Annotated in this window: 13 protein-coding genes; 6 read left to right on the top strand and 7 right to left on the bottom strand. The window is 55.1% G+C overall.

All coding sequences use genetic code 11. The features are described from left to right. Positions 1 to 529 precede the first annotated feature (529 nt). A complete protein-coding gene (locus AAC086_RS20860; RefSeq protein ID WP_339781672.1) occupies positions 530 to 1,501 on the bottom strand; it encodes a LysR substrate-binding domain-containing protein in 972 nt (323 codons plus the stop codon). 188 nt (positions 1,502 to 1,689) lie between these two features. Here AAC086_RS20860 and betC point away from each other — a divergent pair, with 188 nt between their 5' ends. From betC to AAC086_RS20835, 5 genes are all read left to right on the top strand, one after another. After that, positions 1,690 to 3,240 (top strand): choline-sulfatase, encoded by a 1,551-nt coding sequence (betC, locus tag AAC086_RS20855; RefSeq protein ID WP_339781670.1) that lies wholly within the window; start codon positions 1,690 to 1,692, stop codon positions 3,238 to 3,240. A gap of 191 nt (positions 3,241 to 3,431) precedes the next feature. Then, entirely contained in the window at positions 3,432 to 4,835 is a 1,404-nt protein-coding gene (locus AAC086_RS20850) for an FAD-linked oxidase C-terminal domain-containing protein (RefSeq protein ID WP_339781669.1), read from the top strand. Between the two features lie 98 nt (positions 4,836 to 4,933). Next, entirely contained in the window at positions 4,934 to 5,224 is a 291-nt protein-coding gene (locus tag AAC086_RS20845) for a hypothetical protein (RefSeq protein ID WP_339781667.1), read from the top strand. Positions 5,225 to 5,438: 214 nt separating this feature from the next. Then, a complete protein-coding gene (locus tag AAC086_RS20840; RefSeq protein WP_339781665.1) occupies positions 5,439 to 5,645 on the top strand; it encodes a hypothetical protein in 207 nt (68 codons plus the stop codon). Positions 5,646 to 5,875: 230 nt separating this feature from the next. Then, a complete protein-coding gene (locus tag AAC086_RS20835; protein WP_339781663.1) occupies positions 5,876 to 6,445 on the top strand; it encodes a hypothetical protein in 570 nt (189 codons plus the stop codon). Between the two features lie 143 nt (positions 6,446 to 6,588). Here AAC086_RS20835 and AAC086_RS20830 read toward each other — a convergent pair whose 3' ends face one another. The 4 genes from AAC086_RS20830 to AAC086_RS20815 all read right to left on the bottom strand — a co-directional run bounded on the left by AAC086_RS20830 (position 6,589) and on the right by AAC086_RS20815 (position 9,504). After that, positions 6,589 to 7,047: a carboxymuconolactone decarboxylase family protein gene (locus AAC086_RS20830; protein WP_339781661.1), complete on the bottom strand. Its 459-nt coding sequence runs from the start codon at positions 7,045 to 7,047 to the stop codon at positions 6,589 to 6,591. Continuing rightward, positions 6,956 to 7,411, bottom strand: coding sequence for a MerR family transcriptional regulator (locus AAC086_RS20825; protein ID WP_339781659.1), 456 nt, complete (start codon positions 7,409 to 7,411; stop codon positions 6,956 to 6,958). The genes AAC086_RS20830 and AAC086_RS20825 overlap by 92 nt, the downstream gene beginning before the upstream one ends. A gap of 91 nt (positions 7,412 to 7,502) precedes the next feature. After that, on the bottom strand, positions 7,503 to 8,600 hold the full coding sequence (locus tag AAC086_RS20820) for a lipid A deacylase LpxR family protein (protein WP_339781657.1): 1,098 nt from the start codon (positions 8,598 to 8,600) through the stop codon (positions 7,503 to 7,505). Then, positions 8,584 to 9,504 carry a LysR family transcriptional regulator gene (locus tag AAC086_RS20815; RefSeq protein WP_339781656.1) on the bottom strand — a complete coding sequence of 307 codons (921 nt, stop codon included), beginning with the start codon at positions 9,502 to 9,504 and terminating at the stop codon, positions 8,584 to 8,586. The genes AAC086_RS20820 and AAC086_RS20815 overlap by 17 nt, the downstream gene beginning before the upstream one ends. 219 nt (positions 9,505 to 9,723) lie before the next feature. Here AAC086_RS20815 and AAC086_RS20810 point away from each other — a divergent pair, with 219 nt between their 5' ends. Further along, positions 9,724 to 10,620 carry a DMT family transporter gene (locus AAC086_RS20810; RefSeq protein ID WP_339781654.1) on the top strand — a complete coding sequence of 299 codons (897 nt, stop codon included), beginning with the start codon at positions 9,724 to 9,726 and terminating at the stop codon, positions 10,618 to 10,620. 26 nt (positions 10,621 to 10,646) lie between these two features. Here AAC086_RS20810 and AAC086_RS20805 read toward each other — a convergent pair whose 3' ends face one another. Together AAC086_RS20805 and AAC086_RS20800 are read right to left on the bottom strand one after the other, a co-directional pair. Next, positions 10,647 to 11,624, bottom strand: coding sequence for an agmatinase (locus AAC086_RS20805; RefSeq protein ID WP_339781653.1), 978 nt, complete (start codon positions 11,622 to 11,624; stop codon positions 10,647 to 10,649). A 50-nt stretch (positions 11,625 to 11,674) separates the two neighbouring features. After that, positions 11,675 to 12,328 carry an HAD-IA family hydrolase gene (locus tag AAC086_RS20800; protein WP_339781652.1) on the bottom strand — a complete coding sequence of 218 codons (654 nt, stop codon included), beginning with the start codon at positions 12,326 to 12,328 and terminating at the stop codon, positions 11,675 to 11,677. Positions 12,329 to 12,598 lie beyond the last annotated feature (270 nt).

Below are 12,598 nucleotides of genomic sequence, written 5' to 3'. Positions count from 1 at the left end.
ATAATTGGCCCGTCTCAGCGCCCGATGAATGGAAGAAAGTTGCACAGAAACACCTGTTTCCTCCTTGAGGGCCTCTGCAAGTTCTCGCAAAGTAATGTCAGGATTTTTCTGTAAGCGTTTGATCAGGAAATCCATATGCGGGCCAGTTTTCCCACTGTTCCAGGTGCACGTCCTTGCCGCTTCGGCGCAATTTGGGCGTTATCTCTGTCCGCCGCAGCCAAACGCACCGCCGTACTTGGTGCCACACCAAAAACAGTGGCAGCGGCACGGGCCGAATGTCCCTGTCTTACGTAGCGCACAATTCGTTCGCGAAGATCCAATGAATACGGTTTGCCCATGAAACACCTCCAAAAAGGAGTGAATCACATAAATTCAGACAGGGGAATCCTCTTTCGATTCCGATCAAAGACAAACCGCTTTAGCGGGGACTTGCCTGCCAGCCGGAAATGGGCGGTGGGGCATGATCCGAAAGGCACCAAATATATGTCGCCCCGCTTTGTGCCGGGGCGATATTGGTTTGATTTCGGTGTTATGACCGTTTTTCTATGGCCTGTTTGTGTTGCCAGGTGGTGACAGGGGTGTGGGTGGTTTCGGTGCCGCCGGGAATGTTGTCGCGGGCGATTATATCGCGCGCCCAGTTGGCAAAGGCGTCAACCTGGCTGTGCCGGTGCGGGGCGGCCCGCGATGTTAAAACATAACCGCGATCCGATGACAGCGTGATCGGGCTTGCCAGCACCAGTTGCCCGCTTTGCAAATGCTGTTGTAATAATGCCATCCAGCCCAGGGCAACGCCCTGCCCGGAAAGGGCGGCCGATAACACCAGCAAATACGTATTAAAGCGATGTCCGCTAAGCGGGGCGGTGGCACGATACCCTGCCGTCCGCAACCAGCTATCCCAATTATACCAGCGATTTTCAATATCACTGTCAAGATGCAGCAACGGCATTTCGCATAAAGCACCCGGCGTTTGGGCAAAACCATAGCGGGCCAGAAAATCGGGGCTGCAAACCGGGGCCACCTGTTCGGCCAGCACTAAAATGCCCCCCGGCCCGCAATGGCCAAAGGACAGTTCAATATCGATATTCTCATCCATGCCAAACCGCCCGGTCTGGTTTGTCACCACATTGACCTCGATATCGGGGAAACGGGTGGTGAAATCGGCCAGATGCGGCATCAGAATAAAAGACGCAAAAGCAAAATCGGTGCCGACACTGATGCGCGAGCGCCGACGGGTGCGGATATTTTCCACGGTCTGGTCAATATGGCCCAGCGCGCTTGTCACGCACGCAAACAGTTCCTGCCCGGCCCCGGTTAAGGCAACGCCGCGATGCAGGCGACGAAACAGCGGCTGGTTAAGTTGTTCTTCCAACAACGTCACCTGATGGCTGATCGCAGGTTGGCCAATGCCCAGTTCCTGTGCCGCACGGGTAAAGCTGCCGCAGCGTGCCGCAGCTTCAAAGGCAATCAGGGCATGGGGGGAGGGGATGTTGCCATATCTCATGCCATCAATTTTATTGATATCAGGGATGAATACAAGCGGTCTTCACAACAATTGTTCAAATGTGAAACAAACCAGCATCATTATGCCGCCCGGGTGGTTTGTGTCGTGCTGCGCCATGCCGCTGATTTGGCACCACGCACACTTTTTGGCGAAATTTTCATACATATAATCAGGGGGATAAGGTCGCGATGTCGTCAAAGCCAATGAATATTCTGTTTGTCATGGCCGATCAGCTTGCTGCGCGCTGCATGCCGCTTTACGGGCACAAGGTAGTAAAAACCCCCCATCTGGATGCACTCGCCGAAAACGCTGTGGTATTTGACTCGGCCTATACCAACAGCCCGCTATGTGCCCCGTCGCGCTTTTGCCTGATGACCGGGCAATTGCCGGGCCGGATCGAAGCCTATGACAATGCATCTGATTTGGCATCCGACATTCCAACATTGGCCCATTATGTGCGCCATGCCGGGTATCGCACCGCCTTGGCAGGCAAAATGCACTTTTGCGGGGCGGACCAGCTTCATGGCTATGAAGACCGGTTAACCGCCGATATTTACCCTGCCGATTATGGCTGGTATTGCGATTGGGAAAATGTTGAAGACCGGCCAAGCTGGTATCACAATATGGGGTCGGTTACACAGGCCGGGCCGGTTTACCGGTCCAACCAGCTGGATTTTGACGATGAAACGGTGTTTGAGGCCCGGCGTTACCTGTATGACATTGCACGCAACAAACGCCATGATGACCGGTCGTTTTTCCTAACAGTTTCGTTCACCCACCCGCATGATCCCTATAATGCGCGGCCTGAATTCTGGAACATGTATGACGGGGTTAAAATTGATCCGCCCCAGGTAAAATTGGCCCCCGAAGACCTTGACCCGCATTCGCAACGCCTGCGTCATGTTTATAATCTGGACCAGCAGCCGGTCACCGATGACGATGTTTTAACCGCGCGCCGGGCCTATTATGCCTCGATCAGTTATGTTGATTGTCTGGTCGGCTCGCTGATGCGCACCCTGCGCGAAACCGGCATGGCCGACAATACGCTGGTTATTTTCAGCGGCGATCATGGTGACATGCTGGGCGAACGCGGCATGTGGTATAAAATGTCGTGGTATGAACCTTCGGCCCGGGTGCCGCTGTTTTTTGCTTTTCCCGGTGCCAAGGGGCAAAAGCGGGTATCGCAATCTGTTTCGCTGATCGATATTTTGCCTACCCTGCGCGATCTGGTGGGGGATGATCGTGTTCCGGCCCCGGCAGAACCGATTGATGGCCGCAGCCTGATGCCGCACATCAATGGCACGGGCGGCCATGACGAAGTGATTGGCGAATATTGTGGCGAGGGGGCGTTGTCGCCGATCATTATGATCCGTCGCGGGGTCTATAAATATGTCGCCTCGCAAACCGACCCCGACATGCTGTTTGATCTGAGCACCGACCCGGATGAACTGTGCGATCTGATCGACGATGCCAAACACAATGTTGTGCGCGATGCCTTTCGGGCCGAATTGGCAGAAAACTGGGATTTGGAAACATTCCGTCAAAGGGTGATTACCAGCCAGAAGCGCCGTAAACTGGTCTATGAAGCCCTGACACAGGGACGGATTACCAGTTGGGACCATCAGCCAACCCGCGATACATCCGACCTTTATATGCGCAATCATAAAGACCTGGATGATGTTGAAAGTGATGCCCGCCTTGATGTGCCCGGCTTTTATGACCGCAAACCGGGGGCCTGATTCGGGCAGGCTGGTCGGTCGTTTTGCAGTTTGTTTGAATGCACTGCATCAATATAAACCGTCTGCGTTTGCGGGGGCGGTTTTTTACGTTGAACAGCTAAAAGGTAATACCAATTTTGATCTTCCCGGCGTAGGGTGGGCAAAATTCCGGGCAGGGGAACCTGCCCCATTGTAGCTATACGAGGAACCTCATGTCGGATCATCATTATGAACGGGTCGCGGTACCGGCCAGCCTGATTGAAACCCTGCGCGAAAAATTCGGTGATCGGGTGTCTACGGCACAGGCCGTTCTTGATCATCATGGCAAGGATGAGGGCTGGCATGATGCGTCGCCGCCCGATGCGGTGGTTTTTGCCACCTCGACCGAAGAGGTCGCCGAAACGGTTAAGCTGTGTGCTGCCCATGATGTGCCGATCATTCCCTTTGGCACCGGGTCGTCGTTAGAAGGGCATGTTGCTGCGCTAAAGGGTGGTATTTGCATTGATGTTTCCAAAATGGACCAGATTTTGGAAATCCATAACGAAGACCTTGATTGCCGGGTACAGGCCGGTGTAACGCGCGAACAGCTTAACGAACATTTGCGCGATACGGGGTTGTTTTTCCCGATTGATCCGGGGGCCAATGCCTCGATCGGGGGCATGACGGCCACCCGGGCCTCGGGTACCAATGCGGTGCGTTATGGCACCATGCGCGACAATGTTTTGTCGCTGACCGTGGTAACGCCGGATGGCAAAATCATTAAAACCGCCCACCGGGCGCGCAAATCATCGGCGGGTTATGATCTGACCCGGTTGTTTGTCGGCTCCGAAGGGACCTTGGGCGTGATTACTGAAATCGGCCTGAAGCTCTATGGTATTCCCGAGGCGATCTCGGCGGCTGTATGTGCTTTTCCCACGGTCGAGGCGGCGGTAAACACCACCATCATGACCATTCAGGCCGGTATTCCGGTGGCAAGGATTGAATTGCTCGATGCCTTGCAGGTGCGTGCGGTAAATGCCTATTCGAACATGACCTATGAAGAAAAACCGACCCTGTTTTTTGAATTTCACGGCACCGAAGCCGGGGTGAAGGAACAGGCCGAATTTGTGCAGTCTGTTGCTGAAGAATTTGGCGGCGAGGGGTTTCAGTGGGCAACCCGCGCTGAAGATCGCACCAAATTGTGGGCCGCCCGGCACAAAGCCTATTATGCCGCCTTGCAGCTTGAGCCGGGCAAACGCGGCATGTCGACCGACGTTTGCGTGCCGATTTCCCGTTTGGCCGAAGCCATCATGGAAACCCGCGAGGATTGCGATGCCTCGATCCTGACCTGCACCATGGTCGGCCATGTGGGCGATGGCAATTTCCATACCCTGATTTTGCTGGACCCGGACAACCCCGAAGAAGTCGCCGAAGCCCACCGTTTGCATGAACGCATGGTGATGCGCTCGCTCCGCCTTGGCGGTACCTGTACGGGCGAACATGGTATTGGCTATGGCAAACTGGACTTCATGGAGGCCGAACACGGCCCTGATACCATTGCCGTGATGCGGGCGATTAAAAACGCCATCGACCCTAAAGGCCTGATGAACCCGGGTAAGCTGATTCCGGGTGCCTGATCAGATATTTACCTTACGCAAAACGTCGCCAGATATGCCCTCTGGCGGCGTTTTGTTTATGGGGCGTGCTGGTGCGCTTGGAATGAGGGGGCGGCTTCATGCCTGCTGCGGCAGCAATGGCTCTTTTCAGGCCACTGCTGACAGGCCCTTGTGAACGCGCCCTTGCCATCCGGCAAATTGCCTTTGCCGCCAACCTGCGGGATCGGCTTTCCGACCATGATCGGCAGATGGTTACAGAAAAAGTGTGCTGGATCGAGAGCCTTGAACGTGGGGATTTAGTGGTGCTGGCACGGCGCGACCCGCAGGCGGCAACGCTTGTCATTCAGTCTTTGGTCCGCGAGGATATGCGCATATTTACCCGTTTTGTCGCGTCGATATACAAAACGTAGGTTGCAGGCGGCTTTTTCCGCAGATATGCGGCTGCATGCTGTTGATAAAGACAACGGCTATCAGCAAACACGATCCTGTTTGCCACTTTTGGGCGGTTTTATTTGATTGTCATTTTTCGTTTTTCCAGTAGATATTGAAAAAGGGAAGAGTTTTTCTCGCGGGCGAGATTTTGTTTTGTAATGGGGACACGATTAATGAAACGGGTATTGAGATTTGCTGCGATTGCAGCCCTTTCCGGAAGCCTTGTGGCTGTTAATGCATCATCGGTATGGGCACAGGACGCTGGAGCATCTGGCGGTGCGGCCATCATTAACAGCGGTGCAGGAGCTGGTGGAGCTGGAGCTCGTGGTGCTGGAGCGGCTGGAGCTGGAGCTGGAGCGGCTGGAGCTGGAGCTGGTGGTGCTGGAGCGGGTGGTATAGGTATTGGTGCCGCCGCTGCTGCTGCGGGTGTTGCAGCCGCCGCCGCTGTTGGTGTAGCTGTTACTGTTTCTACTACCTCAAGTTACTCTGCGCAGTCACTTACTGATGCTGAAAAGCAAGCGATCAATGATGCGTCAACAGATCCTGTTTCTCTGGCACAGGTCGTTCAGCAGATCCTGCAGGGTCGTGGAAAGACTCAAGAAGGCCTTTCGCCCTATATCGCGGGACTTGTGACTTCAACTGCAATCAAGCGTAATCCGAATGCTGCTGCGACGATTACGTCAACTGCGGTTGCCGTTGCGGGAGGCGGCAGTGTTGAGGTGAAACAGGAAAATGGTCTGGCTGTTGTCACTATTGTCGCTTCTGCAGTGGCAAGTGCCCCGAACCAAGCAGGAGAAATCACGATCGCAGCCGCAACGGTACATCCTGCTTTTCTGGTACAAATTACACAGGCTGCCGTGACGGCGGCACCAGACCGGGCGGGTGACATTACGACTGCCGCGGTCCGATTTGATCCGTCTCGGGCGGCGATGGTGGCAAAGGCTGCGGCAACGGCAGCCCCTCAGCAGGCGGCGGCGATTACCACAGCGGCCGTGGCGGCAGCGCCGTCGCAGTCATCGACAATCGTGACCCAGGTTTCCGCCGTTCAGAATGTTAATTCCCAGGACGTTCAAACAGCGGCGAATACAACAACCGAGGATTCGGTTGATAACACCAATGACGGGTTTGACGATATCGAGCCGGTGGCGCAAAGTGCCGCGCAGGAAAATCCTGCCAGCCCGACGACACCTAAATCATAAGGTGCTGACAGTCTGCTGTCGCTTTAATCGTGTTAAAAAAGCCCCGCGGGATCATTTTCTGCGGGGCTTTTGTTTGTTTCTATCACGAGACACCAAAAATCATTCCGGTCTTGTGCCTTTTTTTGCCCTGTATGTTTCGGGTTTCACTTTGCGGCCTGATATGCGTTTGACGTCGCAACATTCGAGGCTGTTTCATCGCGGCTGGCAAACACATCCTTTGCCGCAAACAGGCCATTCAGGGCGGCGGGAAAACCGGCATAAACCGCCATTTGCATGAGGATTTCGGTGATTTCATCGCGCGTTATGCCAACATTGAGGCCCGCATGGATATGCACCTTGAGCTGCGGGGCGGCGGTGCCAAGTGTGCAGAGCGCGGCGATGGTGGCGATTTCGCGGTCGCGCAGCGACAGGCCGGGCCGGGTATAAATATCGCCAAAGGGAAATTCGATCAGATAACGGGCGAAATCGGGGGCGATGTTGGCCAGCGCATCAATCACCTTTTGGCCTGCTTCACCGTCTATTTGCGCCAGGGCGCGCTGGCCGCGTTGGAACCGGGTTTCGGTAGTCGGGCTTGTCTGTGCCGGGTGGGGCTGATGTGTCATTATCTTGCGTCCTTTGCAGGGTCGCGGCATAGCCCGCGATTTTGGTATCAAGGACGAGAAGGTTGGCCTGAAGATTTTCGATCGTGGCCTGCACGTGCGCCCGATGGGCGACCAGCAGATCATGCCGGGCTTTTTCGGTGGCAGGGCCATCATTACGCATATTGGCATAAGCCAGCATATCGCGGATCGGCATGCCGGTCTCTTTGAGACGGCGGAGAAACGCAATCCAGATCAGGATTGTTTCATCGTAATCACGTTGGCCCGATGCATCGCGATCCGCAAACGGCAACAGCCCGATACGTTCGTAATAACGAAGCGTATGGGCCGACAAGCCGCTGCTTTTTGCCAGTTGACCAATCTTCATGGCGTTTCCTTCCCGCGTTCACGCAAAGGACGCTAAGGGTTAGAGTGTTCTCTAAGTCAAGCCGTTTTGTAGGGTTTTGCGGAATTAAATATTAAAACCGCATCGAGACCGAAAGTGCGCCAAACTGGTCGGAGCCGCTTTGGCCGTAGAATTCTTTGGTTCGGTACACATGGGTGTAGGTTACCCGGGCCTGGCCGACAATTACCGCAAAGCCAACCTGCAAATCACCGACCAGCGGCTTTTTATCGACCGAATTGCTATCGGCAAATGTATTGCCATCCAGCGTAATATCGCGCGCCACCGCACGGCCAACCACACCGGCAAACAAATAGCCGCTAAGCGGGAATTCGTCGGTGTCGGGCTTGAAAAAATCCGATCCGGGCAGGCTGGGGCGAATGCGCGGCGGGCCGTAATCGGCAGGTAAATCAAAGCCGAGGCGGGCCATTGCGCCAATTTCGGCATTGGTAAAACCATTGCCCAGGGTGAAACCTGCACTGGGGGTTAAATCCGCTTCAATGCCCAGCACTTCCTGTTTGGCCCAGCCGCGATATTTGCGTTCGTATGACAGGCCAATGATCGGTTCGTTTTTGATCTGGTTGTCCCAGCCCTTTGGTTCGGGGCTGTCGATCAGTTTATGGACAAATTTCTGGCTTTGCTCGGTCAGGGATGCCGGGCCAACAACACCCAGGGTCAGTTCCAGCGTGTCAATCCGGGCATAATCTTCGTGCCCTTCATAGCCAAGCCCGGTATCAGACAGCAAACCAAGGCTGCCATAGAGATACCCTGCCCAGGGGCGGTCATTGGGCTGGTTTTCGGCAAGGGTAATGTCGTTTGGAGTATACATGCTTTGCCCCAGCGCATAGCTGGTGCGGATACGCCCGTTCGAGGCAAAAAACGGAATTTCCTTGGCGACGTTTAAAAACTCGGCCGGGGCGCTGTCTTCGGGCGAGATGAAGGCCAGTCGCACACCGTTTGTGTAATGCCTGTCCTGGTTGTTTTCTACAAACAGGTCGTTTTCCACTGACAGCGAAATACCCCATTTATCATCCGGGGTGCGTTGGGACTGGGGGCCTTTGGCGGTGTTTTCCTGGGCAAACGCCGGAAGGGCGGTAACGCAGGTGGCGATGGCTGTGGCACAAAACAGCGTCGCTAACGGGGATCGGACACGCAAATCAGTCATTTGGGACATGGTGACGGTTTTCCATACGGAGTTCTTTTGTCAGAAAATCGGTAACAGTGCGAATTTTACGAAGTTTGTGTCGGTGCGGTGCACTCAAGGCAAAAAGGTGAAGTTTGCGCGGCAGATATTCCGCCAGCAGGCAAACCAGATCTCCCCGTGCAATAAGGTCTTCTACCACCAGTCGTGGTGTCAGGGTAATACCACTACCTTCTACCAGCACATCGCGCATGGCAAGGCTGCTATTGACCTGATAGCGCCCGGAAACTTCAACGGCCAATTCGCTGCCATCGACCGGGCTGGCGAAATGCCACAATCCGGTACGTTGCGCACTGCTAAATAAAATGCAGTTATGGCTCAAAAGGTCGTGGGGGCTGTTAAGCGGGCCGTTTTTTGCCAAATAGGCCGGGCTTGCCACCAGCACGCGCGAATAGCTGCAAATGCGCTGCACCATAAGAGACGAATCGGCCAGCGTTTCACTGATCCGAAGGGCAATATCAAACCCGCCATCAATAATATCGGCAAACTTGTCGTCAAGCACCAGATCAATTGACAGGTCCGGGTGGGCGTTAAGCAAACGGCCAATGACAGGGGCCAGTTTTAACACTCCGAACGATGTGGGGGCGGCAATACGCACACAGCCACGCGGTCCATGCCCCAAATCGCGCACGGTTTCGTTGGCATCATCCATGTCATCGAGAATAAGGGAAATGCGCGAAAGATAGGTTTCGCCAGCCTCTGTCAGGCTCAGCCGCCGGGTCGTGCGCGATATGAGCTGCACGCCCAGCATGTCTTCTAACGCATTGATCTGTTTGGTTATTGAACCTGGCGACATGTTCAGGTCGCGTGCAGCAGCAGCAAAATTGCCGCGTTCGGCAATTTTACGAAAACATTCCAATCCGCGTAATCTGTCCATCTGGTTCCTAAAGTTCCCACCATTATTTCCATATTGGAAATAAATTGGGGCAAAAACACGGCACGATCTGCAAAAATCGCTGTGATAGGTTGCTTGTTATCAAAAGGATCACCACAGGCTTTGGTTCCCGCATATTCGTGCGTTTGGTTAAAAAAATCAAATCGCTACGACGCGCGCCCTGGAAAGGGCCGGGGCAAAGCGTGAAACGAAAGGCCGATTATGAAAGCGTTATTCTTGTTATTAGGGGCGGGTGTGTTGGGGGGGACGTCCATTTTGCTGGCAAAGCTGGCGGTGGGGGCGGGATTAACGCCTTTATCCTATCTGTTTTGGCAGTGCCTTGGCGCGGGTGGGGTTTTGCTGGGCATTTCGGTGCTGCGCCGCGATCTGCCATCGATGGCACCGCGTTATCTGCGCTATTATTTTGTTGCAGGCCTGGTCAGTCTGGCGGTGCCGATGGGGGTTGGCTATTTTATGGTGCCGCATATCGGCGCGGCCCTTGCCGGTATTTTTACCGCAATGCCGCCCTTGATGACGTATTTGCTCTCCATGTGTGTCGGTCTTGAACGCGCCCGGTTGGGAAGGATGCTGGGCCTGATGGCCGGGTTTGTGGGCGTGCTGTTTTTATATCTGCCGCAACTGTCTGCCCCCGATAATACCCTTTTGGTGTATTTGCTGATTGCGGCAATTATTCCCGTCAGTCTGGCGATGGGCAATGTCTACCGCACGGCGGACTGGCCTGCCGGGGCCAACCCGATACCGCTGGCAGCGGGCATGATGCTGGCAAGTGCGGTTTATTGCCTCGGGTTCGAAATGATGCGCGACCATCTGGTGATACCGTCACCCGATCAGGGTTATATCTGGGGTATTATTGGCGTTCAAATCGTTGTCGCCGCCCTGATGTATATGTGCCATTTTGAACTGCAACGGGTGGCTGGCCCGGTTTATCTCAGCCAGATCGGCTATATTATGGCGCTAACGACCCTGATTGGCGGGGTTGCCCTGTTTCACGAGGCATTGCGCCCCGAACTGCTGATCACGCTGGGCTGTGTTGTGCTGGGCACGTTTCTGGTGCGGCCGGGGCATAAGAAAGCGGCATCGGGTGCATTGGATGCGTGACGGTGTCATCGACCTGATTGCGGTCTTTAGCCCTGCCGGACGATGGTGCCAATCATGTTGACCAGCAGGCGCGCGGCCGTCAGGGCCGAGATGCCATCAATATCGGCGGGCGGGTATAGTTCGACAATGTCGCATCCCACAATCTTCGCCCGCGTGCCAACGCCCGCAATCAGGTCGATGACCTGGCTATAGCCAAGGCCACCGGGTGTTCGGGCGGCCACACCTGGCATCACGGTGGGATCAAGGCCGTCACAGTCCAGCGTGATCACGACCTGTGCGCCTTTGGGAATATGGCGCAAGGCGGCTTCCACACCCTGGTTATGTATCGCGCGCGCGGTGACAAAATGGCTGCCATAGCGCTGTGCTGCTTCAATTTCAGTTGTCCGTGCACTGCCAACACTGCGGATGCCAACTTGCACCATGCCCGCGATATGGGCCATTTCGCTGGCCCGGCGCATCGGGCTTGAATAGCCGTAACGTTCGCCGTGTAATTCGTCGCGCCAGTCAATGTGGGCGTCGATCTGCAAAATCCAGACCGGCCCGTGATCGGCAAAGCCTTCAAGGAACGGAATGGGCAGCGAATCGTCGCCGCCCAGCAAAATTGGCACGGCAGACATCGCCAGAATTTCGCGGGTTTTTGCCTCAACCCGGCGGCGGTTGTTCTCATTGTCATGCAAGGTGGTTGGAACGTTGCCAATATCAATGCAACTCACCGGCTTGCCATCAAACAGCGGACCGCCCAGATCAAAGTCCCAATGCTCGATCAAGGGGGCATCGTCCTGGCTTGCCAGCCGGATGGCATCGGCAGCATCGCCGTAACCACTGCTGTCTTTGCCCCGATAGGTGCTGCCGTAACCAGCACCAAAGATCACCGCACGGGGCTGGTGCCCATCGGCAAGCTGATTGGGAAGGCCAAGAAACGATGGGGCCGCCCTTTCCAGATCGCCCCGCTGTGCAGGGTTTATATTGGCAAGGTCGGCTTTGGGCGCGGCGGGTGACGGCATGGAAATTTCCTGTATTTGGAATGGCGGCGCTATTTTAAAGTATCTTTCCTTTAATTTGTGCCTGTCAGGGTTAAGGCCCCGTCGGGATCGATGTTGCAGGCAAGATTTTGATAATCTACAACGGTTTCGCCCGCGGTTTGGCCGGGGGTGGCATGTGTTGCGGTAACAATCATGACGGTGGCACCCGCTGCTTTGCCTGCTGCAATACCAGCCGGGGCATCCTCCCAGACCAGACAGTCGGAAATTTCGACATTCAACTGTTTTGCCGCAGCGATAAAGCAATCTGGTGCCGGTTTTCCGGCTTCGACATCCTCGGCCGTAATCAGGACTTTGGGCATCGGCAGACCTGCCGCTGTGATTCGTTGTAGGGCCAAACGACGGGGTGATGACGTGACAATCGCCCATTTGTCATGCGGCACGGCGGCCAGGAACGGCCCGGCTCCGGCGATGGCCTTGATTTTGTCGACGGCGTTAAATTCCGCATCGGTCAGAAGGGCAACTTCGTGTTCAATGTCGGTTCCTGCGGGGGCAAATTTGGCGATGGTTTCTGCCGCACGCACGCCATGCATGGCCTTTGTGACTTCGGTTGCGTCAAGGCCATGCCGAAAGGCCCATTGGGTCCATGCCTCAATGGCAACGTCTATGCTGTTGATAATCGTTCCGTCCATATCGAACAGAAAGGCTGCAAAACGATGCCCGGGCATTGGTTAACCTCGTGTTGTTGCGCGGAACGGGTATCCGTTCCTGGCAACTATCGAATATCGGCACGGACGGTGCAATGCCCGTGATACCTGATCGTGTTTTATTTCTGTGCAAATCATGCCGTGAAAAAGACTGTCGAAACCTGAACGATGGTCAGGCCGGTTTTGATCAGGATGGCAGGATTTTGTATCAAGATACGACATAAAGAAAGGCCGCCTTTTGCGGCGACCTTGGTGTGATGTGTTCTGATCAGGGGCGTAACAACGGCACGT

Source organism: uncultured Thalassospira sp. (assembly GCF_963976115.1).
Taxonomy (GTDB): domain Bacteria; phylum Pseudomonadota; class Alphaproteobacteria; order Rhodospirillales; family Thalassospiraceae; genus Thalassospira.
Note: the sequence above shows the minus strand (reverse complement) of the source record. Positions and strands in the feature narration are given on the sequence as shown.

Excerpts from the sequence above, each read along its gene's own strand:
- AAC086_RS20860 (WP_339781672.1), bottom strand. The coding sequence starts at position 1,501 with ATGAGATATGGCAACATCCCCTCCCCCCATGCCCTGATTGCCTTTGAA.
- betC (WP_339781670.1), top strand. The coding sequence starts at position 1,690 with ATGTCGTCAAAGCCAATGAATATTCTGTTTGTCATGGCCGATCAGCTT.
- AAC086_RS20850 (WP_339781669.1), top strand. The coding sequence starts at position 3,432 with ATGTCGGATCATCATTATGAACGGGTCGCGGTACCGGCCAGCCTGATT.
- AAC086_RS20845 (WP_339781667.1), top strand. The coding sequence starts at position 4,934 with ATGCCTGCTGCGGCAGCAATGGCTCTTTTCAGGCCACTGCTGACAGGC.
- AAC086_RS20830 (WP_339781661.1), bottom strand. The coding sequence starts at position 7,047 with ATGACACATCAGCCCCACCCGGCACAGACAAGCCCGACTACCGAAACC.
- AAC086_RS20825 (WP_339781659.1), bottom strand. The coding sequence starts at position 7,411 with ATGAAGATTGGTCAACTGGCAAAAAGCAGCGGCTTGTCGGCCCATACG.
- AAC086_RS20820 (WP_339781657.1), bottom strand. The coding sequence starts at position 8,600 with ATGTCCCAAATGACTGATTTGCGTGTCCGATCCCCGTTAGCGACGCTG.
- AAC086_RS20815 (WP_339781656.1), bottom strand. The coding sequence starts at position 9,504 with ATGGACAGATTACGCGGATTGGAATGTTTTCGTAAAATTGCCGAACGC.
- AAC086_RS20810 (WP_339781654.1), top strand. The coding sequence starts at position 9,724 with ATGAAAGCGTTATTCTTGTTATTAGGGGCGGGTGTGTTGGGGGGGACG.
- AAC086_RS20805 (WP_339781653.1), bottom strand. The coding sequence starts at position 11,624 with ATGCCGTCACCCGCCGCGCCCAAAGCCGACCTTGCCAATATAAACCCT.
- AAC086_RS20800 (WP_339781652.1), bottom strand. The coding sequence starts at position 12,328 with ATGCCCGGGCATCGTTTTGCAGCCTTTCTGTTCGATATGGACGGAACG.